This window comes from Glaciibacter superstes DSM 21135, assembly GCF_000421145.1.
Taxonomy (GTDB): Bacteria; Actinomycetota; Actinomycetes; order Actinomycetales; family Microbacteriaceae; genus Cryobacterium; species Cryobacterium superstes.
The window spans coordinates 16,458-38,389 of record NZ_ATWH01000008.1 but is presented as its reverse complement, the minus strand read 5'-3'; the positions used below and the strand labels follow the sequence as shown (position 1 = coordinate 38,389).

At 64.2% G+C, this 21,932-nt stretch carries 22 protein-coding genes; 10 read left to right on the top strand and 12 right to left on the bottom strand.

Translation table 11 applies throughout. The features are described 5' to 3' along the window. Positions 1-16 precede the first annotated feature (16 nt). Positions 17-985: an NYN domain-containing protein gene (locus K323_RS0112105; RefSeq protein WP_026851583.1), complete on the bottom strand. Its 969-nt coding sequence runs from the start codon at positions 983-985 to the stop codon at positions 17-19. An 84-nt stretch (positions 986-1,069) separates the two neighbouring features. Continuing rightward, a complete protein-coding gene (locus K323_RS0112100) occupies positions 1,070-1,606 on the bottom strand; it encodes a TetR/AcrR family transcriptional regulator (RefSeq protein ID WP_026851582.1) in 537 nt (178 codons plus the stop codon). Positions 1,607-1,693: 87 nt separating this feature from the next. On the opposite strand from K323_RS0112100, the gene K323_RS0112095 reads away from it, so the two are divergent. From K323_RS0112095 to K323_RS0112085, 3 genes are all read left to right on the top strand, one after another. Next, complete coding sequence (locus tag K323_RS0112095) at positions 1,694-2,626, top strand: SDR family NAD(P)-dependent oxidoreductase (RefSeq protein WP_022885542.1); 933 nt, start codon at positions 1,694-1,696, stop codon at positions 2,624-2,626. Positions 2,627-2,785: 159 nt separating this feature from the next. Next, on the top strand, positions 2,786-4,186 hold the full coding sequence (gene lpdA, locus K323_RS0112090; protein ID WP_026851581.1) for a dihydrolipoyl dehydrogenase: 1,401 nt from the start codon (positions 2,786-2,788) through the stop codon (positions 4,184-4,186). Positions 4,187-4,371: 185 nt separating this feature from the next. Further along, positions 4,372-5,919, top strand: a complete 1,548-nt coding sequence (locus K323_RS0112085; RefSeq protein WP_022885540.1) for a plasmid pRiA4b ORF-3 family protein — start codon at positions 4,372-4,374, stop codon at positions 5,917-5,919. 47 nt (positions 5,920-5,966) lie between these two features. Here K323_RS0112085 and K323_RS0112080 read toward each other — a convergent pair whose 3' ends face one another. From K323_RS0112080 to K323_RS0112055, 6 genes are all read right to left on the bottom strand, one after another. After that, a complete protein-coding gene (locus tag K323_RS0112080; RefSeq protein ID WP_022885539.1) occupies positions 5,967-6,392 on the bottom strand; it encodes a type II toxin-antitoxin system VapC family toxin in 426 nt (141 codons plus the stop codon). Next, entirely contained in the window at positions 6,376-6,609 is a 234-nt protein-coding gene (locus tag K323_RS0112075; RefSeq protein ID WP_022885538.1) for a FitA-like ribbon-helix-helix domain-containing protein, read from the bottom strand. The genes K323_RS0112080 and K323_RS0112075 overlap by 17 nt, the downstream gene beginning before the upstream one ends. A 70-nt stretch (positions 6,610-6,679) precedes the next feature. Next, a complete protein-coding gene (locus tag K323_RS30880; protein WP_084697248.1) occupies positions 6,680-7,315 on the bottom strand; it encodes an RES family NAD+ phosphorylase in 636 nt (211 codons plus the stop codon). Between the two features lie 48 nt (positions 7,316-7,363). Beyond that, positions 7,364-7,648, bottom strand: a complete 285-nt coding sequence (locus K323_RS0112070; protein ID WP_169515649.1) for an antitoxin Xre/MbcA/ParS toxin-binding domain-containing protein — start codon at positions 7,646-7,648, stop codon at positions 7,364-7,366. A 365-nt stretch (positions 7,649-8,013) separates the two neighbouring features. Continuing rightward, a complete protein-coding gene (locus tag K323_RS0112060; RefSeq protein ID WP_022885535.1) occupies positions 8,014-8,844 on the bottom strand; it encodes a phosphoenolpyruvate hydrolase family protein in 831 nt (276 codons plus the stop codon). A 7-nt stretch (positions 8,845-8,851) separates the two neighbouring features. Beyond that, positions 8,852-10,105, bottom strand: a complete 1,254-nt coding sequence (locus tag K323_RS0112055; protein ID WP_022885534.1) for a Tm-1-like ATP-binding domain-containing protein — start codon at positions 10,103-10,105, stop codon at positions 8,852-8,854. 56 nt (positions 10,106-10,161) lie between these two features. Between K323_RS0112055 and K323_RS0112050 the strand changes: the two genes are divergently transcribed. The 7 genes from K323_RS0112050 (at position 10,162) to K323_RS0112020 (ending at position 17,045) form a co-directional block, all read left to right on the top strand. After that, complete coding sequence (locus tag K323_RS0112050; RefSeq protein ID WP_084697244.1) at positions 10,162-11,622, top strand: aminotransferase-like domain-containing protein; 1,461 nt, start codon at positions 10,162-10,164, stop codon at positions 11,620-11,622. 131 nt (positions 11,623-11,753) lie between these two features. After that, positions 11,754-12,134: a cupin domain-containing protein gene (locus K323_RS0112045; protein ID WP_022885532.1), complete on the top strand. Its 381-nt coding sequence runs from the start codon at positions 11,754-11,756 to the stop codon at positions 12,132-12,134. After that, positions 12,131-13,129 carry a Gfo/Idh/MocA family protein gene (locus K323_RS0112040; RefSeq protein ID WP_026851578.1) on the top strand — a complete coding sequence of 333 codons (999 nt, stop codon included), beginning with the start codon at positions 12,131-12,133 and terminating at the stop codon, positions 13,127-13,129. Before K323_RS0112045 ends, K323_RS0112040 begins: the two co-directional genes overlap by 4 nt. Further along, the gene (locus K323_RS0112035) at positions 13,129-13,878 is read left to right on the top strand and encodes a sugar phosphate isomerase/epimerase family protein (protein ID WP_022885530.1); all 750 of its coding nucleotides are present in this window, start codon (positions 13,129-13,131) and stop codon (positions 13,876-13,878) included. Before K323_RS0112040 ends, K323_RS0112035 begins: the two co-directional genes overlap by 1 nt. Further along, the gene (locus K323_RS0112030) at positions 13,826-15,196 is read left to right on the top strand and encodes an ABC transporter substrate-binding protein (RefSeq protein ID WP_157509422.1); all 1,371 of its coding nucleotides are present in this window, start codon (positions 13,826-13,828) and stop codon (positions 15,194-15,196) included. Before K323_RS0112035 ends, K323_RS0112030 begins: the two co-directional genes overlap by 53 nt. Further along, a complete protein-coding gene (locus K323_RS0112025; protein ID WP_022885528.1) occupies positions 15,193-16,149 on the top strand; it encodes a carbohydrate ABC transporter permease in 957 nt (318 codons plus the stop codon). The genes K323_RS0112030 and K323_RS0112025 overlap by 4 nt, the downstream gene beginning before the upstream one ends. After that, positions 16,146-17,045, top strand: coding sequence for a carbohydrate ABC transporter permease (locus tag K323_RS0112020; protein ID WP_022885527.1), 900 nt, complete (start codon positions 16,146-16,148; stop codon positions 17,043-17,045). The genes K323_RS0112025 and K323_RS0112020 overlap by 4 nt, the downstream gene beginning before the upstream one ends. Positions 17,046-17,317: 272 nt before the next feature. Here K323_RS0112020 and K323_RS28900 read toward each other — a convergent pair whose 3' ends face one another. The 4 genes from K323_RS28900 to K323_RS25740 all read right to left on the bottom strand — a co-directional run bounded on the left by K323_RS28900 (position 17,318) and on the right by K323_RS25740 (position 21,929). Continuing rightward, on the bottom strand, positions 17,318-18,052 hold the full coding sequence (locus K323_RS28900) for a CPBP family intramembrane glutamic endopeptidase (protein WP_157509421.1): 735 nt from the start codon (positions 18,050-18,052) through the stop codon (positions 17,318-17,320). Positions 18,053-18,337: 285 nt separating this feature from the next. After that, on the bottom strand, positions 18,338-18,901 hold the full coding sequence (locus K323_RS0112010; protein ID WP_022885525.1) for an OsmC family protein: 564 nt from the start codon (positions 18,899-18,901) through the stop codon (positions 18,338-18,340). Positions 18,902-19,164: 263 nt separating this feature from the next. Beyond that, a complete protein-coding gene (locus tag K323_RS0112005; RefSeq protein WP_022885524.1) occupies positions 19,165-20,802 on the bottom strand; it encodes an SWIM zinc finger family protein in 1,638 nt (545 codons plus the stop codon). 101 nt (positions 20,803-20,903) lie between these two features. After that, positions 20,904-21,929, bottom strand: coding sequence for a LacI family DNA-binding transcriptional regulator (locus K323_RS25740; protein WP_022885523.1), 1,026 nt, complete (start codon positions 21,927-21,929; stop codon positions 20,904-20,906). Between the last annotated feature and the right edge of the window lie 3 nt (positions 21,930-21,932).

Here is a 21,932-nt window from a genome sequence, read left to right as displayed (position 1 = left end):
GCCAGTGCCGCGCCGGCTATACCCGCAACCGAACCTGCAGCTGGTTCGATGGGCTCTCCTGGTCGAGCTCGATGACCTTGTCGCGTGACGTCAGAAAGTCGGAGAACTGACTGTAGCCGAGAGTGCGTTCCTGGAACGACGGATCCATGCGCCGCATCTGCGACTTCACGACCGAGGCGTGCTGCCATTCGAGGTCATTCTTGGCGAGCAACTCCATGGCGCGGGTGAGCAGCGATGTCGCCGCCTTCTGCGCACGCGGCCCGACCCTCGGTGCCGCGGAGGCTTCGGTGGCGGGCTCGGCGGCGACCTGTTCTGATTCCTGCGCCGGCGCATCCGTTTTCTTGGTCGCTCGGCGCCTGGTGGATCGGGCAGTCGGCTCGTCGTCATCGGGGGGCGTGCTGACCGCGGCGCTGGCGATGCCCGGGAGGCTGTCGTAGTCGGCGAACTCGTCGCAGGCGGCGGCGAGGGAGCTGCTGGTTGCGCCGGAGACGCCGATGCCCACCACGTAACGGCCGAGGCGTTTGCAGCGCTGGGCGAGCGGAATGTAGTCGGAGTCGCCGGCGACGATCACGATGTGGGTGAGGTCGTCGAGGCGGAAGACGTCTTCGACGACGTCGACGGCGAGACGGATGTCTGCGCCATTTTTCAGGGACAGAACCGTCGGAAACAGCTGGGTCAGGTCGACTGCACGGTCATTGAGCTGCTTCTGGTAGCGGGCGTTGACGGCGGCGGACCAGTCGGCGTAGGCGCGGCTGATGACGATGGATCCGAATGAGGATGCATAGTCGAGGATTGCGCTGACGTCGATGGTGGCCTGATTGATGCGGGCGGTGACGCCCTGATCGGCCTGGGGGTTCGATGAATCGTGGCCGCGTACGCGGTCCTTCGCCCATGCCCCCTTGCCGTGCAGCTGGTTGTAGCGGGAGATGACGATGTTGTCGAAGTCGATGTAGACGCCGACTCGTTCGCGGGACTGCTCGGCCATGCGGTGCTCCTTGCTGTCGGTCGGGGCCGTGTGCACGCCTGCCCCTTCGCCAGTCTCACGGCATCGCCGCCGCTGCGCAATGGGTCAGGGGCGGATGCCGGCGAGCATGATCTGCAGGAACGGTTCGCTATCGGCGGGAGAACCCAGCCGCACCGCGTGCTCGATGCCGCAGATGAGGTGTTCCAGTTGCTCGACGGTGAGATCTGCGCGCACGGCCCCGTCGGAACGGGCACGTTCGAGCACGGCGGTGAAGGTGGCGAAGATCTCACGCTTAGTCTCGCGCACGTCGTCGGTTTCGTCGTCGGGGGAGAGGAGCACCGCCTGCAGGCCTCCATCTGCCAACTGAAGGTCAAGCGCCGATCGGAGAAACGACGCGAGGGCGACCTCCGCGTCGGGTTCGGCCGCTGCCTCGCGACTCAGGTCGCGCATCCGGATGAGGGTGTCGTACGCGAGCGCCTCGACGAGGGCGTGCACGGTGGGGAAGTGGCGGTAGACAGTGCCGACGCCGAGGCCCGTTTCACGAGCGAGGTCGTTGAGTCGCAGCGTGCTGGAGTCTTGTTCGCGCGCGGCGGTGAGGATGCGTTCCCTGCTGCGTGCAGCGTCGGAGCGGATGGCCATCATGCTTCGAGTATAGCCACAAAGCGGATGAAGTATCCGTTTAATGCTACGCTCAAACGGATAACTAATCCGCTTAACGAAGGAGCTCGCGTGACCTGGGATCCAGACCAACTTCCTGACCAGACCGGCCGCACAGTCGCGGTGACCGGTGCAACCGCCGGCATCGGTTATTTTGCTGCAGAACAGCTGGCTGGTGCTGGTGCGCACGTCGTGCTGGCCTCTCGCAACGCGGCCAAGCTCGAGGTCGCGAAGGAGGCTATTCGGGAGCAGGTTCCTGGTGCTTCCCTCAGCGCGGTAGTGATTGATCTCACTTCTCTGACCTCGGTTGCTCGCGCCGCGGAGGAGCTCGCCGCGCTGCCGCGGCTCGACGGCATCCTGCTCAATGGAGGTATGGTGACGATGCGTCGGGGCGAGACCACCGCTGACGGTCTGCCGCTGATGATGGGCAGCCACGTCGCCTCGAACTTCGCTCTTGTCGCCGGCATCCTGCCCACGCTCGGGGAGACTGGTCGAGAACACGGCACGAGTGCGCGGATCGTGCACACCTCGACCGGCTTCGTGCGTCGCTTCGCCTTCGAGGTTGACGACCTCATGCGCACCCCTCGGATGTCGATTGCCGCCTACACGCACGCCAAGACCGCGAACGAGATCTACGCGTTCGAACTCGACCGGCGGCTGAGAGCGGCGGAACTGCCGGTCGCATCGATCGTGACCATTCCCGGCGTCGGTGTGGATGCGAAGACGCCGTCGCGGGCCGGCATCCGCGATGCGGCTACGCCGTACCAGCGCAATCCGTACACACCGTGGGCGCAGGGTAAGGACACCGCGGCCTGGTCGGCTGTGCGAGGGCTGACCGACCCAGACGCGCAGGGCGGCGAGTACTACGGGCCGACGGGTGCCTTGCGCGGGCAGCCGACGCGGCGCGATGCGCTCGTCAGAACGGCCGCCCCTGAAGGAGATCTCGCCACACGAGTCTGGAACCAGCTGGAGGAACTCGCGGCCATTCGCGTACCGGTCGGGTGAGCACCGACAGTTATTCCTACACCCATATGGAATACCCTTAACACCGCAATGGTTCGACACAGTGCGGCACGTCGCCCGAGATCAACGAGCGAGCACCAGCCGCATGGGAAATGACGGGCGCCACGACTGATGCGCCCGCCCAACGGCTGGGAGGCTGGCATGACCGCACACTTCGACCTCGTCATTCTGGGAGCCGGCCCTGGCGGTTACGTCGCCGCGGTGCGTGCCGCACAGCTCGGCCTGAGCGTCGCGATCGTCGAGGAGAAGTACTGGGGTGGTGTCTGCCTCAACGTGGGCTGCGTGCCCGCGAAGACACTCATCCGCAACGCGGAGCTTGCCAATATCTTCACCAACGAGGCAGCCACATTCGGCATCGTCGGTGACGTCACATTCGACTACGGCGTCGCGTTCGACCGCAGCCGTAAGGTCGCCGACGGCCGCGCCAAGGGTGTGCACTACCTGATGCGCAAGAACAAGGTCACCGAATATGAGGGACGCGGAACCCTCACCGGCTCCAAGAACATGAGCATCGCGCTCGGCAACGGTGAAACGGATGCCATCAGCTTCGACAATCTGATTATCGCGACCGGCTCCACCGTGAAGCTGCTCCCCGGCGTGACGCTCAGCGACAACATCGTCACCTACGAGACCCTCATTCTCGAGCGCACATTGCCCGAGTCGCTGGTCGTCGTCGGAGCCGGCGCCATCGGCATCGAGTTCGCCTACGTGATGAAGAACTACGGGGTCGACGTGACAATCCTCGAGTACTTCGATCGGGCGTTGCCGAACGAAGACGTCGACGTCTCAAAGGAGGTCGCGAAGAACCTGAAGAAGCTCGGCGTGAACCTGCTCACCTCGGTAAAGGTAGGCGCTGTTGTCGACAATGGTTCAGACGTGGCCGTCACCTACGCGGATGCCGCCGGCACCGAGACCACGATCCGCGCCGACAAGGTGCTGATGGCTGTCGGATTCGGGGCGAATGTCACCGGGTTCGGCCTGGAGACCACGGAAGTCGAACTGACCGAGCGCGGGGGGATCGCGATCGATGACTTCATGCGCACGAACGTGGAGGGCGTGTATGCGATCGGCGATGTGACATTGAAACTGCAGCTCGCACACGTCGCGGAGGCGCAGGGAATCGTCGCCGCTGAGACGATCGCCGGCGCAGAGACGATGGAGCTGGGCGACTACCGGATGATGCCGAGGGCCACCTATTTGCAGCCGCAGGTGGCGAGCTTCGGGCTGACAGAGCAGCAGGCTCGAGACGGTGGTCACGATGTGACGGTGGCGACGTTCCCGTTCGTGGCCAATGCCAAGGCGCACACGATGGGCGACCCGAGTGGGTTCGTGAAGCTCGTCGCTGACGCGAAGTACGGCGAGCTGCTCGGCGGACACCTGGTCGGGCACGACGTTTCAGAGCTGCTCCCCGAGCTCACGCTCGCTCAGAAGTGGGACCTCACCGCCACCGAGTTGGCCCGCAACGTGCACGCTCACCCGTCGATGAGCGAGGCGCTGCAGGATGCCTTCCACGGCCTCACCGGCCACATGATCAATATCTAGAGAACGGATGCCGCGGGCCGGCATCCGTCTGCAAGCCCAGAGCGCAGTGTCACCGCATACATCACGAATCGACCATCTGTCCTTCGAGAACATCAAGAATTTCAGCGTCCCGGCGTGTTCTTGCTGTATCCGCGACGGGCCTGACAACTATCGTCCGCGGTGGGAGATGCGCCTACGCTGGACGGATGACGCCGCCGAACCCCGACCACGACAACGTCACCGACTTCGAAGGATTCAAGAAGCGTGCACGCGCCGACACTGAACCGACCAGCGCTGCCCGTGCGGGAGACTGGGACGACCTCGACCGCCCGCGGAAGCCAATGACGCTGCACCAACCCGCCGGTACGCCGACCCGGTTCCGCGTCAGAGTTGTCCTCGTCGATTCCGAACCGCCGATCTGGCGACAGCTGAGCCTGTCGTCGAGCATCACCCTCGATGTGCTGCACGACGTGCTGCAGACGGCATTCGGCTGGACCAACAGCCACCTGCACCGGTTCTCTCCGTCGAGTGACCCGTACCAGAACGACACAGAGGGCATCCTCACTCCATTCGATGTCGAAGAGGGTGACGAGGGAGTTCTCGAGAGCGAGCTGCGCCTCGACCAGCTGTTGTCGACCGTCGGCGACACTCTCCACTACACCTACGATTTCGGCGACGACTGGCAGCACAGCATCACGCTCGAGGCGGCTGAACCGATCGAGGCGACGGATGCCGCCGGCCGCGATGCGACGGGTGCCGATAGCGCGGCGGCAGCCGTGCGCTGCCTTGACGGTGGTCGTCGGGGGCCGGCGGAAGACTCTGGCGGAGTGCACGGCTGGGAAACTCTTCTTGCGATCGCCACGGGCAAGCGCAGCCCTGACTATCCGGAGCAACGAGACGCCGTGAGTTACTTCGGACTCTGGAATTTCACGGATGAGTTCGATATCGACGGCACGAACCGTGGGTTGGAGAGGCTGCTCGGTGCCGACGCGGCCCTCGCCCGTTTGCGTGCCGGGAGCGCAGGCGAGGGGCCATCCTCACCTCTTGCCGCACTCTTTGCAGGAGCTGGCGAAGAAGTGCAGAGACACCTCGCTGGCTATCTGTCGGCGGCGAGAATGGACGAGCCCGTCGAGATCAGTGAAAACGAGGCCACGAAGGCGACCGCGGTGTTCCGCACCTATCTGCGGCACGTGAGCGTCGGCATCCGTCTGACCGGTGCCGGCTTTCTCGTGCCTGCTGCGGTTGTCGAGCTGCTGGCTGAGCTCGACCCGGAGAAGAGGGTCTATGGTCAGGGCAACCGCGAGAACAACACCAGAGAGTTACTCGATCTGCGGGAGGCGGCAACGCAACTGGGCCTCGTGCGCAAGTATCGCGGCGAGCTGCTCCTGACCAAGCGTGGCACCGAACTGCAGGATGCGCCGATAAAGCTCTGGCGCTACGTTGCCGCGCGGCTTCCCCTTGGGAGCGGTGAGTTCGCCCAGGACAGCGGGCTGTTGCTGCTCCTTCTGGTGGCATCCGGTGAAGCCGGCTCGCCGTTGACGCTCTCGGAATCGCTCGACTCGATGGCTGCGATGCTTGGTTGGGAGTCAGAGGGAGGCAGGCTCGGAGCCTTTCAGGCATCCTCTGAAAGCAGAAATTCTCTCGAATGGGCGGGAACGGGAAGCCTGTTGCCGTCGAACGGCTTGGGGTGGGACTCGCTCGGCCTCGATGGGGCCCGCACCCTCGCGCGCGCGGCGCTGGCAACCTCTGTCTAACGAAGCGCGAGAGCCTGCCAACGACCAGTCTGCGTCTTGCGATGGCGTCAGAACACCGTGACGGCGCACTTCAGGGCAGGCGCTCCGGCGATCCGTTTGTCGCGCGTCAGCAACGTTGCGTTGGTCAACTCGGCCAGCGCAATGTATGACGCGTCGTAGCTGCTGAGGTTGTCGCCGAGCTGCCAGGCGCGGGCAGCCATGACCTCCCACGGCCAGAGATCGACGGGCAGTTCGATGAATGCATCATGGGCGACGGCGGCCTCGCCAGGTGAGAGCAGCCCGGCGTTCCGTCGTCGGCGAAGCACGTTGGCCACCTCGAACGGCAGCACCGCTGGGGCGATGAGTGTGGCATCACCGAGCCGTGTGGCGATCGCGGTTGCCGTAGGCCCGGGGTCGATCAACAGCGAAACGATGACGGATGCGTCGACCACGACAAGTTCGCGACCGCCCGACCGCCTACCTTCGGTCGGCATCGATGTCGGCCAGCAGTTCGGAGGTGTCGACGGGTGGATAGTGTGCGGCGCGGCTGCGGATGCGCAGGAGTGCCTCAGCGGCACTCGGGCGTGATGCCAGGGCGACAAGCTCTGCACTCAGGTACTCCTGCAACGAACGCCCAGAGCGTGCCGCGCGCCCAGCAAGCTCGTCTCGAACGTCATCGGGGACCGATCGAATCGTGATTGTTACTGTCATGCAGACAGTTTAGCGCATATGCATGCAGAATGCAGGCATTGCGGCTCACGTGCAGAGCGGAACGCGTGACTCATTTGTGAAATGCTCGCGAAACGGCTCGCGACGACTCGGATTCCTTCTCAGTGCTTCGGCGGTGACACCGTGCGCCATGCGGCCAGCGACGTCGGAGGGTCGAGAACTTGAAGTCCGGATGCGATGCACGCTTCCCTGGCCGTTTCGGTGGAGTGCGCGCCGAGGTCGAAGCCACCTGCCTGACCGAACCATGCCCAGGCGTTCGGCCCCCAGGACTGAACCGTGCCGTGTAGAAGACGCCGTCATATCCTTCAGCGGCAAAGCGCACGGCCCATTGCCTCGGAATGTCGCAGTCGTCTGTGGACGTAAGTTCCGTGGTCACTCTCCATGGCTTGGCGGCTGGGTCGGAGACGTTCGCAAAACAGAGCGCTTCCGGCAGCATGACAGCAGTAATGACGACGCCCTCTACTGCGCTGGCGGGCACATACCCGGCGTCGATGTAGACGGGCGAGATCAGCTCACCGACCGCGACGCCAGGGGTGGCCGCAAGGTAACAGGCTCCCAGGGGGTCAGGCACACTGAATCGACCGGTCGAAGGTGGGCGAGGGGCGAAATACCCGGGTTGGCGCGTCGCTTTGTGAGCCTTGAATGCAAGCGCGCCGGCAGATGGCCTGTTCTCAGGGAAACCAACCAAAGGACAACTCCGCGGCGGGAGGCCTGAGGAAGCTCTGGTTCCTCGATGTCAAACGAGAACTCCCGCGCGGGCATTGGCATCGGATCGGGCTGCGGAAAGCACGGCTTCTACGCCACTTGCACCGGCACGGAGCGTCTCGGCAGCGGTTCGACCCTCGAATCGTTCGGCCGGGGTGTTCAGCCAGAGGGCGAAGGCCCAGGGATCTCCCACTTCACCACCGGCCGCACCGGCCGGTCCACCGTGCGCTGGTCCTTCGCCGTGCTGCTTCGCGAGCAGCTCGGGCCGCGCAATCCCACGCCGCAGCAAGAAGCCACCGGCCACACGCGACTTCACCAACTACGACCTAACACCCGACGGCGAGCAAGCTCTAACCAAGTGGATGCACGACCATCTCACGTTCTCCGTCTGGCCAATGCCCACCGGTTGGCAACCAGACGACATGATCCCAGTCGAAGCGAGCATCCTTCGCGCCTGGGGCCCACCCGTGAACCTCCGCGGAGTCCCGAACCCCTCAACCAGAATCGACAGCGGACAAAAAACCCTCGCTGCCGAAGCACGCGCCCACGGCGAAGACGAGCTTTTCTGAGGCGGTCCTCAGCCCATGCAGCGAGCGTCCGTGGCACGGAACTGAGCCTGACGACGTGAGGACCATCGTGGGGTGCGCCGCCGCCCGACTCCCATCGTCTCGCAAGTGGTGATCAGAGAGACATTCGTACGAACTCGCGCACTGTCGCGGTGATGGCGAGCTCGGCGGGGAGACGCTCCATGGAAGAGGCGCCATAGAAGCCGTCCAGTCCTTCGGCGTTGGTTAGCAGATATTGAGCGTCGGTGGGTGTCGAGACCGGTCCACCGTGCACGAGCACGATGACGTCGTCGCGCACCGAGCGTGCGGCAGCGGCCCATTCCGTCGAGAGCTGCACGCAGTCGTCGAGGGTGCGCGCTGATTCCGCGCCGACGCTTCCCCCGGTGGTAAGTCCCATGTGGCACACGACGATGTCGGCACCTGCGATGGTCATGTCGATCGCGTCCTCTGCGCAAAACACGTACGGGGTGGTTAGCAGATCCGCGTCATGCGCCCGCTGGATGAGATCGACCTCAAGCCGATAGCTCATCCCGGTCTCCTCGAGGTTCGCCCGGAACTGCCCGTCAATTAGGCCAACGGTTGGAAAATTCTGCACCCCGGAGAAGCCCTGATTTCGCAACTCCGCCACGAAGCGTGACGGTTCGTAAAAAGGATCAGTGCCATTGACACCGGCGAGCACGGGGACGTGGGTCGTGATCGGCAGCACCTCCTTGCCCATCTCGACGACCAGCTCGTTTGCGTTCCCGTAAGCTAGCAGTCCGCTCAGCGAGCCACGTCCTGCCATGCGGTACCGGCCCGAGTTGTAGATGACGATGAGGTCGGCGCCGCCCTCCTCTTCGCACTTCGCCGAGATTCCGGTTCCGGCTCCAGCTCCGATGATGGGATTTCCTGCGGCGATCTTCGCCCTCAGGCGGTCGAGGATCTCAGCTCGTGCAACGAATGGCATGGCGTTTCTACTTTCCGTTCGGTCTGGTCGAGAAGTGTGCCGAATGCTCGGAGATCATCTCGTGGAGGCGGTCGGCCGACTCGATGGCGAGGTGAGGATCGTTGATGTCCATGGAGGACTCCACGATGGTCAGCGCGCTGCCCTCAAGTCCGTTCCGAATGGCAGAGAACAGCGCATCGTCGGCGGCCTCGTCGTGGAACGGACCGCCGGGCACGGAGATCGCAGAGACGCCGCCCAGGGGGAGGATGACCGTCGTTGGTCCGATTGCGGCGGCAACCTTGCGCGCCAGTTCCGCACCGAGCTGCGCAGCTTCCTCCGGTGTCGTCCGCATCAACGTCACGCTCGAGTTGTGTACATAGAGGTTGCGATCGCGGAAGCACTCGGGAACGGTCCCGATCGACCCGAAGTTGACCATGTCGAGCGCACCCGGCGACACAATCTGGGGCGTCCCCGTCTCGCCGGCGGCGGTCAGTCGCGCAGGGCCCGCCGAAAATACCCCGCCGACCAGATCATCGGCGAGCTCGGTGGTCGTGAGATCCAGTACACCGTCGATGTATCCCTGGCGAATCAGCGCTTCCATAGCGCGGCCGCCAGAGCCAGTCATGTGGAAAATGAGCACCTCGTAGCCGAGCTCTTCCAAGCGCTCCCGAGCACGCGTGACCGCTGGTGTGGTCACACCGAACATGCTGGCGGCCACGAGCGGTTTGGTGGGGGTCTGGGTGAGCGGCGCGGCATTAACCATGCCTGCGATCGCGGCGGCAGCGTTGGCCAGCATCCTCAGAGAGATGCGGTTCAGTCCCGCGATGTCGACAATGCTCGGGATTAGTATGAGGTCTGTCTCGCCGATGTACTGCTCTGTATTGCCGGACGCTGCGGTCGAGAGGATTATACGGGGAAAGCCGAGTGGCAGGCCGCGGAACGCGGTGGCGGCTACGGATGTACCCCCCGTGCCTCCGAGCGCGAGCGCACCCGTTGCCCGTCCCGACTCGACGAGCTCACGCACGACCTCGGTCGCCCCGCTGGCCATGACGGCCATCGCCGCGCCACGGTCGCCGGCGGACGCCAGATCGCCGACCTCGGCGCCGCCGGCGCGGGCGACTTGTGCCCGGTCGATGTCGACGGTGATCTGGGGCTCTCCGAGCACGCCGAAGTCGATTGTGATCGTGTCGATGCCGGCTCCAGCGAGTCGATCTCGGACGAAGCTATATTCCGCGCCTTTCGTGTCTAGGGCACCGAGGAGCAGGACCGTGGGGGAAGTCATGACATCTCCGATTCTCGAGTTGACTGCGGCTTTGCAGCCACAGCCATAATGGACACATGTTGACCAGCTATTCGAGTGCCAATTCCTTTCGATTGGCGACAGTGGGTGCCAATCGGCTCGCTCGCATGCTCGGGGAGTGGAATAGCGGCGAAGCCGCGCTGCATACTCAGCTGACCGGTGGCGTGCGTGAGCTCATCGCCAGCGGAGCCCTGGCTTCGGGTACCCGGTTACCTTCCGAGCGAAGCCTTGGGAGCGCGCTCGGTGTGAGTCGCAACACCGTCACGAAGTCCTTCGACATCCTCCGCGGTGAGGGCGCTCTCTCGAGCCGCCAGGGAGACGGGACATACGTGTCAACTACGCAGCGGTCGCCCGCAGTTCAAGCGGATGACCGACTGCGCTCCTTCACTGAAGGCGTCGACCTCGACATCATCGATCTGCGCAGCGCTGCATTGCCGGGCCTAGCCCTGGTCGCGGATCACTTCGACATGCTGGAGAGCTCGCGCGCGCGACAACTCGTGGCGCAGCACGGCTACATACCGAGCGGCTTGGACGAGCTCCGCGACGCCGTGGCTCGCTACTACTCGGCGCTGGGCCTACCCACCACGTATGAGCACATTCTGATTACGTCCGGGGCACAGCAGGCGCTGCGCCTGGCGGCATCGAGCGTCACAGAGGCTGGTTCCACCGTGATCATCGAGGAACCCTCGTTCCGCGGCGCGATTGAGTCGCTCCGGGCCCTCGATGTTCGCCTTGTAAGCATTCGCAGCGGACGAGAAGGGATCGACGTGGACGAGCTGGCCGCAGCTGTGGCGCGGGAACGGCCGGCTCTGATTGTGCTCCAGTCCACCGTGCACAATCCCACGGGCTCCGTGCTCGACACCTTCCGACGCAGCCGGGTGGCCACCATCGCCAATCGCTACGGCACGCCGGTGATCGACGATGCGACGCTCGCAGACACGATCATCGACGGGGACCGCCGCCCCGTCCCACTGGCCGCCGGCAGCGACCTCGTGATGACCGTCGGATCGATGAGCAAGTCGTTCTGGGGAGGACTTCGGGTGGGCTGGTTGCGGGCACAGCCGGAGGCGATCGTCGAGCTCGCCGCGATAAAGGGCGGCCAGGATCTCGGCACCTCACTCATCGCACAGCTGCTGGCCAGCCACCTGCTACCGCAGATCGAGCGCGCGCGCGATGAACGCTTCCGCTCACTCTCGGAGGCACGCCGTCTCGCGCTCGAGGACCTCGCTGAGATGCTGCCGGAGTGGTGCCCAGAGACCCCGGCAGGCGGTGGTTCGCTTTGGATCAAACTGCCCGCGCAATGCGCGACATCCTTCGCGCGCCGCGCCGAGCGACTCGGCGTGCGGGTGCTCCCTGGCGCGACATTCAGCGCGCGCGACGGTCTAGACAATCACCTGCGAATCTCCTACGCCGCCGCGCCTGCATACACCCACCGTGGCATCGAGCTGCTCGCCGAATGCTGGGAATCACACTTCTCCAGATCGACGAATGGCTTGTGAGACCAGAGGCCACCCGTGCCAAATTGGCACTCGCTATCCCTGTCGCACGCGGCAATAGTGGCCTCGAAGGACCTACCAGAGTCGATGCCGCTGTAGGGACGCAGCGACGCATACCCGAGGAGTGAGAGCACATGTCAGAACCGACCGAGCAGGCCGCACGGGGAGGCCTGAGCGCAGCCAAAGACGTTCGGATCGATTCTCAGTCATGGGGTCATCTCGAATGGATGGTCTCCGGTGCACTCGAGAACTCCGACACGCTCACGATGGGGAAGTGCTTCATCCAGCCAGGTCAGAACAATCCGGTGCACCACCACCCGAACTGCGACGAGGTACTGCACGTCATCTCGGGCCGCATCCGACACCGCGTCGGAGACGAGTATGTCGAAATGGCGGCGGGCGACACGATCTCGATCCCTAAGGGAGCGATCCACAATGCCGCCAACATCGGCGACGAGCCGTGTGAGCTGTTGATCTGCTTTGATACCGCGTACCGAGAGGTCGTTGGCGAGTGAGCATCCCACCAAAGCACCGAATCGCCGTCATCGGATGCGGAGTTGTAAGCGAAATGCACTTCCGCGGCTATCTCGCGCATAGGGACCGGGTCGAGGTCGTCGCGGCCGTCGACCCGTCGGCTGACCGACGCAGGTGGGTGACGACGACCTTCGGAATTTCGGAGACGTTTGACTCGATAGGCACCGCGCTCGAAGGGGTCGACTTCGACACGGCGGTGGTTTCAACGCCCAGTCATGTGCGGCTGGAAGCGGTCACCGAACTCGCTGCAAGTGGCAAGCACCTCTTCGTGGAGAAACCGCTCGCAGACAGCGTCGAGAGCGCCACCGAGATCGTCGGGATTGCTGCAGGCGCTAACGTGGAACTGGCTGTCAACCAGAACTTCCGGTATCACTACGCCTTCACCCAGGCTAGGGAGGCAATTCGCAGTGGCCGCATCGGGCGGCCTGTCTCGATCGACCATCGCGAACTGATGTGGCGCGAGGTGGTCGGCTGGCGAGCGGAGCAGCAGCACCATGCACTGTCAGTGATGGGCGTGCACTGGTTCGACGGCTTCCGCTACATGCTGGATCGGGAGGCCGACTGGCTCACTGCGACGACGCATCGCTCGCCCCTCCAGGCCGTCATGGGTGAGACGGATGCTTCTGTGCACCTTCGGTTCGGCGATGTCGGTGTCAACTACACCCATAGCTTCGCGAGCCGAATCGAGAGCGTCGAGACCATTGTTGTGGGCGAGCAGGGCGCCCTGCGTCTCGACTACGACCAGGTCGAGATCCACACGTCAGACGGTCTTGAGAAGGTAATCAACCCGTGGAGCGGCTTGGCCAAGCCCGAGTCCGCCTACCTCGGGCTGAACGACCTCCTCACGGCAGTCGACCGCGGTACAAAACCGACCAACTCCGGGCGCGATAACCTCCAAACACTCTCGCTGCTCGAGGGCGCCTACCGCTCCGCTGTGTCCGGCGAGACGGTCACATTCTCGGAAGGCCTACTGTAATGCGTGCCGCAATTTCCAAACCCACCGCGCGCGACGAGACGCCAGCGCTGTTCGCCGGCTTCCGAACCGCCGGTTTTGAGGGTCTGCAGCTTAAAACGGGTCAGTTCATGCCATGGATCGACTCCCCGGAGCGGTTATTGGAGGCGACCGGGGGCGACCCCGGGGCCGTCGCCACGCTTGTCTATTACGACGAGCTGGACGACGGGCGCCTGTCAAGCGTCATCGGGTTCGCCGGGAAAGTCGGCTCCGAAATGGTAGTGTTCTGCCACAACCGCTCCCGTGAGGGTGTCACGAGCGAGGAACGCATCCGACTGGCAGAACAGCTGGCGGAGCACGGTCGTCGCGCCGCACAACTCGGCATCCGGTTGTCTCTACACCATCACTACGGTCAGCCGGTGATGCTGCCAGAGGATGTGCGTGAGTTCTGGGGGGCGATCGAACCCGGGGTGATCGGGCTGACTGTCGACACCGGCCACCTGGTACGCAGTGGCGTGGAAGACATTCCCGGATTCCTCCGAGAGTTCGCGCCGATCATCGACAACATCCACCTTAAGGATGTGCAGGGGGACGACTGGTGTCTGCCAGGAGAGGGCGAGCTCGATCTCGACCTGATCCTCGACACCATGGCTGAGATCGGATACGGAGGCTGGCTCTGCATCGACGAGGAGTCGACTGCTCCGCTGGACGAGAGCCTCCGTGTCGCCGGCCGCTGGCTCGCCGAGCGGTCAAAACGCGTCCGGCAAGAGTAACACCAACCGAAAACCAAGCGGAAGTTCTTCACTGATGAAGGGAAACTCCACCATGTCCACCATCCGAACACGCCGTGTTTCGCGGCGTTCGATCGCCATTCTCGCGGCAGCGGTAACTATTCTCGGCGCGGCGACGGCCTGTGCACCCGGCGGATCAGACAATTCCTCGGACGAGAGCCAAGACGGGGCGGTCACACTCAAGCTGTGGGACTACTTCGGAGCCGACGGCACAGCCGAGAAACAACTCCTAGATAATCTGGGTGCATATATGGACGAGCACCCGGATGTGCAGATCGAGCGCAAATTCATTGCCTACGCCGATCTTAAGCAGTCCTTGCTGCAATCCGCCGGCGCGGGGTCGCTCCCTGACATCGTAATCATAAACGGACCCGATCACCAGCAGTTCGCCGAGCTCGGCATCGCCGCGAATCTCGACGAAAAGGTCGCAGAGTGGGGCGAGCTCGACAACTACGCCGAAGGTGTTATCGCATCGGCAAAGTACAACGGCAGTATCTACGGCCTTCCATCGTCGACGAACTGCCTCGCGCTCTTCTACAACAAGACCATGCTGAGGGAGGCGGGGATCGAGCCACCGACTACGTGGAAGGAGATGGAGGCAGCCGCCGCCAAACTGACAACGCCCGAGCACTTCGGATTTGCCTACTCCGCCGTCAACAACCAGCAAGCCGTGTTCCAGTGGCTCCCCGCCCTTTGGCAGGGCGGGGGAGATCTGTACGATCTGACGGCGCCGGAGGCCGTGGTCTCCCTGGACTATTGGGCTGGGATGATGGACGACGGCAGCGTGTCGAAGGAGGCGCTAAATTGGGACCAGGCGGCTGTCGCGGCTGAGTTCGGCCAGGGACGCGCGGCGATGATGATTAACGGCCCATGGCAATTACCGTTCCTCGCGAATGAGGCATCCGATCTCGACTACGGCGTCGCACTGCTTCCTGCGGGCGAGGAAGCAGCCTCGGTCACCGGTGGCGAAAACTTCATGATCATGGCCGGCCCGAACGAGGACGCCGCGTGGGATCTATTGAAGTTCCTTCAGACCCCAGAGATAGCGACGAAATCGAACGTCGCGGAAGGCAGCCTGCCGATCCGCAACGATATCGACCCGTTCCCTGGAAACGATAAGATTGCCTTGTTCACTGAGCAGCTGCAAGTCGCAAATCCGCGCGCCTACGGAGCGTCGTACGCGGAGATCGCCGACCAGATTGTTGTCGCGCTCCAGTCGCGTATGACCGGATCAGCGAACTCCGAGCAGGCGCTTAAGACCGCTGCTGATGCCATCGTGGATCTGCTGCCGAAGCAATGACTATCTCATCCAGCACGACTTCTCGGGGAGCCGGCTTCTCGTCGGCCCCCCGACAGGGCCAGCGGACAGCGAACTGGCGAGGCGCGCTGAGCAGATACGGCTTCGTGCTGCCGGCGATGGTTTTCCTCGCTATCTTCATGCTGTACCCCCTGCTCTACACAGTCAATCTGAGCCTCTTCGACGTGAACGCAGGCAACTTCCTCGCCGGCGGAGCGCCCTTCGTCGGCCTCGACAACTATAAGGAATTCATCGCCTCCCCGGGGTTCATCCCATCCCTGGTCGTCACGCTGGTCTTCACAGTTGGCTCGTTGATGTTCCAACACGCAATCGGGTTCATGTTCGCCCTGTTCTTCAACAGGGGATTCCCACTGTCGGCGCTGCTGCGCGCGCTGATGCTCGTCGTCTGGGTACTGCCGGCGGTAGTGTCCGCGAGCCTGTGGCGTTGGATCTTCAGCGGAAGCTACGGTCTCCTCAATTCCTCCCTCGGCCTATTCGGGATCTCGTCTTCTGAGCCCTGGCTAGTGAACCCGAACACCGCGCTGATCGCGGTAATCATCGCGAACATATGGATCGGCATCCCGTTCCATATGATGCTGATCTATGCGGGTCTGCAGGGCGTCCCGGAGCAGCTGTACGAGGCTGCGAGCCTCGATGGCGCCTCGGCATGGAAGCGTTTCCGGCATATCACCGTGCCCATGATGCAACCCGTGATCATCATCGCTCTTCTGCTCGGCTTCGTGCATACGTTCAAGGTCTTCGATCTGATCTACGTGATGACTGCCGGCGGCCCCGCGGGCGCGACGAACGTGCTGTCAATCGAGGTGTACAAGCTCTCTTTCGAATACTTCCGCTTCGGTGACGGCGCGGCCGCGGCGAACGTCCTCCTCCTGATCCCGCTGCTGCTGTCGGCGCTCTACCTTTGGCTGCGCAAGCGAGAGGAATCGACACAATGAGCGCCCATTTGCAAAATATCAATGAGACCCGGGCCCTCGTCGTGCCGGCCCACAAGCGCCGACGCGCTGCATCGGAGCGGCCGAATTGGCACCTCACTGCGATCGCGATTGTAATTGTCGGCGCATACCTCTTCCCGCTATATTGGCTTGTCTCGACGTCGCTGAAGTCGCCCGACCAGATCTTCACGAGCCCTCCGACTTGGGTGCCGACGCCGCTAGACTTCAGCAACTACACGACAGCGGTGTTCGACAATCCTGTCATGCTGAGGGCGTTAGGAAACAGCCTGATCATCAGCATAGGTGCCACTCTGCTGACCCTGCTGCTGTCTGCCCCCGCCGCCTACGGGCTCGCGCGACTCAAGCTGCGTTGGACTGGTGTGCTTCTACTACCGTTCCTCATCGCGCAACTGTTGCCGGCGATCAACGTCGCACTTCCCATGTTCACTCTGTTCTCGCAGTGGGGGCTTGTCAACACCTACTCGGGCCTGATTCTCGCGAACACAGTCGGCACGCTTCCGTTCGCGGTGATCGTGCTGCGGCCGTTCTACCTGACGATCCCGAAGGAGTTGGAGGAAGCCGCAGCAGTGGACGGCGCGACGCGCTTCCAGGCGTTCTTCCGCATCGTATTACCGCTCGTACGTCCGGGCCTGGTTACGGTCGCGGTGTTCGCCTTCGTGATGGCATGGGGCGAGTTCGTCTTCGGCCTCACGTTGTCGACGCAACGCGAGATGCAACCGGTGACAGTGACACTCAACTCGTTCATCGGGCAGTACGGAACGCAGTACGGCCCGTTGATGGCTGCGTCTACCATCGTGGCCATCCCGCTGATCATTGTGTTCATAGTCTTCCAGAAGCACATCACCAGCGGTCTCGCCTCAGGATCGGTCAAGGACTGACACCGTTCCCTTAGCCTCCGGAACCATCGCGCAGCTTCGGCATCCCGGGCCCTTCTGTTCGTCTGCACCTACGTCGCCGCAGCGACGATCGAGGCAGTGTGGCGCGGGGACCCTATGCTCGCGCGCCGGACGCCGCTTGCCCGCCCGAACGCCGCAGCGGCAACGAGTACTACGCGACGGAAGGAAGGGAAGTTCATATGGGCGTGAACCGACGTGCTGCGCGATGAGTACTTGGTGATCACGGATGTCGGCCTGATCGTGTACGCGGTGACCTACCGCGACAGGCCGGTGGAGTCTCGCCGGGCCGCGACGACCGGCCGCAGAATGACCACGCCGAGCGCAATGAACACCACGAGGCTCACCGCGATGACCGGGTCGGAGTGCGGCTGACCCGTCAGCACCGTCGTGAAGTCAGCGCCGGCGTGCAGCAGGATGAGCGGCCACAGCCACCGGAACCGAAACTGGAACGCGGCGAGAGCGAACCCATAGCAGGCAGAAACCAGCACGTTCAGGAGCACGTCGTCGATGGTGCGACTCGTGGTGGCAAAAGCCGAAAGGTGCTGCAGACCGAACAGTGCCGCCGTGATCGCGACGGCGGCCGTCGGACCGAACGCGCCGCGCATCCGTTCGAGTACAACGACGCGACTCGTCAGTTCCTCGTTGATCCCGACCAGCAGGAGGGTGAGCGCCCACATGCCGAAACCCGGCTCCTGCTCCACGAGGCCTGCCGGCACCGTCCACATGAGCACCTCGGCGACGAGCGGCAATAGCAAGAGCATGGCCAGCGGCCCGCGCCAGGCGACCAGGATGCCCGAGGTGCGCCACAGCCCGCGAACGGTGACCAGCACTGCTGCGAACACCACGCAGGCCACATTCGCGACCAAGCCGAGATACCAGCCAGACACGCCGAAGAGCGGCGCGACCGCGAGGGTGAGCATGATCACGCCGAAGCGTGCGACGTGCACCGTCACTCCGAAGCCGACGGCTCGCCACTGTTGATTTGCCACGAGCAGACGCTAGACCGGCTAGGTGGCGCGCAGGTGAACGGATGCCGGTGGGCGCGTCAGGGTTTCGCCGCGCTGCGAAGGGGGATTATGTCCAGCTGTGGGCGGCGGCATCCGTATATAGCGGGTGCTTGGCCTCACAGCTGGATCTCATCACCTGCCTGGCCGGCCAGCGACAATGAGTGTCGATGAGAACAAGCTGTGGGTGCACGCATCTCCCCGGAGCATGGAGCGCACCACAGCTATGTTTAATCGACATCCGTGCGATTGCCCGCAGACTTGGCCGGGTCAGTTGGCGACGAGCTCCACGGTCACCGGCGTCTCGCTCGAGAACAGGTCGAGCACCGGGCAGTGCGCGTCGACGGCGGCGTGCAATTCTTCGTAGCGGGCGTCGGACTCCGGACCGGTTACGCGCACGGTGAGGCGCACGGCCGAGAATCCGGGGCGCACCGTGTCGTCGACGCCGAACAGGCCGCGCACGTCGAGGTCTCCTTCAGCGGATGCCGAGATCGAGTCGACGCGGATCCCCAAGGTCTGTGCATACAGGCGGTAGACCACGATCTGGCAGGAGATCAGCGCACCGAGCGCAAACTCGACCGGGCTGGCAGCGATGTCGTCACCGGCGAGTGCGGCCGGCTCGTCCACGAAGAAGACCTGCTTGCCGGCGGTGATGCGGCTGGCGACGGAGCCTTCGCCCTCACCGGTGACCGTGTACTTGAGCTGGGCGTTCGCAACGTCGGCGCCGATGCGCTCGCCCCAGGCCGCGCCCGCATCCTGCAGGCGGGTGGCGCGTTCTTCGGCGGTGACGGCGGGCACAGAAACGGTGGCGGGCGAATCGACGAGCAGCGACATGGCATTCCTTACGGGATCGATGGGCAGTGCGCTCAGGCTACGGGCGGCGCTGGTGCGCCCGCGAACGCGCGCTTCACACGACGTAACAGCCCAGCTCGCGTTGCGAAGGGGGTTACGTCCAGCTGTGGGCGGCAGCATCCGTATATAGCGGGTGCTTGGCCCCACAGCTGGATCTCATCACCGCCTGACCTGGCAGTGACAACGCTGGCGACGGATGCCGTGGGCCCGGTTTCTGAAACCGGTGCGGATGCCACGGGCGCGGGTCAGAAGCCGGCGCGGTCGAACCGCTGGAGGAGGGTGGGGCGGCGACGGTGCTGCTCGCGCAGCTCGGAGACGATGAGCGGGAATCGTGCCGCGGCATCCGTCGCCTTCAATGCCGTGCGCAATTGCTTCAAACGCTTGACGGCTGAACTGTAGTTCTGGGGTTTGGAGACTTCAAGGTCGGAGTCGATGAGCTGGATGAGCACGGGAACAACGGATGCCGGGTGCGTCTTCGCGCGCGCGGCGACGAGCATGGTCCACAGACCGGGATCCGTGGTGAGGCGTTCAGCGGACTCCCACGCGCGATCGGCGAGCCCGAGGGCGAGCAGGGTGTTGATCAGCTCGCGCGGGTGCTGTGTCTCGAGCGTGGAGTAGACCTGCTCGGCGAGCGATTCCCACTGATCGCCGGCCGCCTGTGCGAGCGTCAGGGCATTCACCGACGTCGGCCACCGGGTGAAGACGAGTTGGCACGCGGCAAGTTCGTCGTGCGGACGGTGCTCGTGAAGGAGGTCCGTCCAGTACTGTGCGGCACGTTCGGCCTGCCAGCCGTCTTCGAGCAGGGTGGCGCGTTCGGCGTAGTCGATGGCCTGGACGACAGCACCGACTTCGATCAGAGCTTTGGCCAGGTCGTGCATGCGATACGAGCGGGTCAGCTCGCCGAAGCTGGCGACAACGGCGGCCGGGTCGCCGCCGGCCACTTGCGTGCGCTCGCGGAAGCGACCGAGCTTGACGCGGCCGGAGTCCCAGTCCTTGGTCTGCGGGGGCAGGGCAGCTTCGATCGCGTCGAGCCGTTCGCCCAGCAGTTGGAGACCGCTGGTGCCGAGGGCATCGGCGTAGTCGGCGACGTCGGGCTCGAACACGTGTGAGTCGCTCTCGAGGTAGTCGGCCAGCCAGTCGATGAGTGCAGCCGGTTTCGGCGGGGCGGTGGTGCACAGCTCGGCGTGCAGTTCGAGGAGGCCGAACAGCACGTCGCCGATCTCACCGTTGGAGTCGTCGGCGTGCACGATGAGCTTCTCGATGATGGCGATGGCCTTCTGCGCCGTGGGGATCAGGGCTGCGGCGCCGTAGGTTGTCGCGGCGTCGTGCAGTTCGCCGATGCCGGCGCCGGCGAGGGAGGCATATTCCGAGACGGCGTTCCAGTCCCACAGGCCCCGCCGGGTGCGGAACATGGCCAGAATGCGGGTGCGCGCCTGGGCGAGGGTTGGGCCGGATGCTGCGGTGCGAGACGCGACGGAGGCTGCGTGCTGCGGGCCCGCCGCATCCGTCAGCTGTGTCTGTGCACTCTGCGATTGTGCACTCTGTGTCTGGGCGAGCTGGTCGCGCGCGGCGAACCCGACGGCGACGCAGTGTTTGCAGAAGGCGCCCTGCGCGGCGACCGGGCAGGTGCAGCTCCAGGTTCGCTTGGAGATCTTCACCCGGTACGCGCGTTCGCCCTGGACGACGCCGTCGATGGTGCCGTCATCCCGCACGGTGACGCTCACCACGTGCCCGCGCTCGAAGTAGGAGCGGCCACGCGAGAGCGAGCCGGCGTCGGCGAGGCGTTCGATCTGGGGGAGCAGCATGGTGACAAGTCTTGCAGCCGTCACGTCGGCAACCGAAAGGGTGCCCAGGTGTCGCCGAAACACGGCTGTGACGCTCATCGTGCTCAGGGCTGTTTGCGATGAACGGGAGCGACGGTTCAGTCAGACGGGTCAGCGCGACGGGTCAGCCGACGGGTCTGTCAGAGTTGCCTGTCGAGAGCTCAGAGAGTTGTGCGCACCGGCACCGGGCCGGTGGACTGCCCCTGCTCGAAGCCGCACCTCACCAGCGTTTGCGGCAGCTTCCCCGTTCGGCCTTCAAGCTGGTCGATGATCGCCACAACGCCGCGCCGCCCGACCTCCACACCGGGCGAACTCATCAAGGTGAGCTCTGGATCGGACATCGCGGCCATGTCGGGGGAGGTGCCGATGGAGATGATCGACATGTCGCGAGGAACATGCACGCCGCGCCTGGTCAGCCCACTCACCAGCCCGAATGCCGCGTGCTCGTTCATGACGATGACGGCTGTTGCGTCCGGGGCTCTTTCCAGCAACTCTCCTGCAGCAGCACGGCCGGCGGCCGGGGTTTCATCGCAGGAGAGGGTAATGGCGGTTAGTCCCAGACTGGCCATATGCGCCGCATAGGTGGCGCGCGCCCGCACGACAGGACCGTAATTCTCCAGGGAGTTGCCGACGCTGCCGTCGAGGTAGCAGATCGCACGGTGCCCGAGCGAGACGAGATGGTCGATGGAGTCGATCACGGCGTTCTCAAAGTCGACGTCAACGTAGGGGAGAGCCCCCGGTTCACGGGTGCGCCCGATCAGGGCGAACGGCGTCCCTGACTCCAGCAGGCGGTCGACCCGAGGGTCGTCCATCTGCACCTCCATCAGCAGCACGCCGTCGACCAGGCCGCCTGCTGTGAGGTCGGTGACCTGCTCGGCGTCGTTGCTGACCGGCCAGAGCACCAGGTTGTAGCCGAGCTCACTCGCCGTCTCGGCCGCGCTGGTGAAGAAGCTCACGGCCGTTTCGCTGAATCGGTGCTGGAGAGCTGGAAACAGGAGGGCAATGATGTGCGTGCGTCTGCTCGCCAACGCCCGGCCGACCGCGTTGCGACGGTATCCGAGCTCCTGCATCGCCGATTCGACCCGCTCTCGGGTCGCCGGCGAGACTGGTTTGGTGCTGTTGACAACGAACGAGACCGTGGCGATGGAAACATTGGCCCGGCGCGCGACATCCTGCATCGTTGCCATGGA

What these genes read in the sequence shown, in the direction of transcription:
- K323_RS0112105 (WP_026851583.1), bottom strand. Translation starts at nt 985, where the DNA reads ATGGCCGAGCAGTCCCGCGAACGAGTCGGCGTCTACATCGACTTCGAC.
- K323_RS0112100 (WP_026851582.1), bottom strand. Translation starts at nt 1,606, where the DNA reads ATGATGGCCATCCGCTCCGACGCTGCACGCAGCAGGGAACGCATCCTC.
- lpdA (WP_026851581.1), top strand. Translation starts at nt 2,786, where the DNA reads ATGACCGCACACTTCGACCTCGTCATTCTGGGAGCCGGCCCTGGCGGT.
- K323_RS0112085 (WP_022885540.1), top strand. Translation starts at nt 4,372, where the DNA reads ATGACGCCGCCGAACCCCGACCACGACAACGTCACCGACTTCGAAGGA.
- K323_RS0112080 (WP_022885539.1), bottom strand. Translation starts at nt 6,392, where the DNA reads ATGCCGACCGAAGGTAGGCGGTCGGGCGGTCGCGAACTTGTCGTGGTC.
- K323_RS0112075 (WP_022885538.1), bottom strand. Translation starts at nt 6,609, where the DNA reads ATGACAGTAACAATCACGATTCGATCGGTCCCCGATGACGTTCGAGAC.
- K323_RS0112060 (WP_022885535.1), bottom strand. Translation starts at nt 8,844, where the DNA reads ATGCCATTCGTTGCACGAGCTGAGATCCTCGACCGCCTGAGGGCGAAG.
- K323_RS0112055 (WP_022885534.1), bottom strand. Translation starts at nt 10,105, where the DNA reads ATGACTTCCCCCACGGTCCTGCTCCTCGGTGCCCTAGACACGAAAGGC.
- K323_RS0112050 (WP_084697244.1), top strand. Translation starts at nt 10,162, where the DNA reads ATGTTGACCAGCTATTCGAGTGCCAATTCCTTTCGATTGGCGACAGTG.
- K323_RS0112045 (WP_022885532.1), top strand. Translation starts at nt 11,754, where the DNA reads ATGTCAGAACCGACCGAGCAGGCCGCACGGGGAGGCCTGAGCGCAGCC.
- K323_RS0112035 (WP_022885530.1), top strand. Translation starts at nt 13,129, where the DNA reads ATGCGTGCCGCAATTTCCAAACCCACCGCGCGCGACGAGACGCCAGCG.
- K323_RS0112025 (WP_022885528.1), top strand. Translation starts at nt 15,193, where the DNA reads ATGACTATCTCATCCAGCACGACTTCTCGGGGAGCCGGCTTCTCGTCG.
- K323_RS0112020 (WP_022885527.1), top strand. Translation starts at nt 16,146, where the DNA reads ATGAGCGCCCATTTGCAAAATATCAATGAGACCCGGGCCCTCGTCGTG.
- K323_RS0112010 (WP_022885525.1), bottom strand. Translation starts at nt 18,901, where the DNA reads ATGTCGCTGCTCGTCGATTCGCCCGCCACCGTTTCTGTGCCCGCCGTC.
- K323_RS0112005 (WP_022885524.1), bottom strand. Translation starts at nt 20,802, where the DNA reads ATGAGCGTCACAGCCGTGTTTCGGCGACACCTGGGCACCCTTTCGGTT.
- K323_RS25740 (WP_022885523.1), bottom strand. Translation starts at nt 21,929, where the DNA reads ATGGCAACGATGCAGGATGTCGCGCGCCGGGCCAATGTTTCCATCGCC.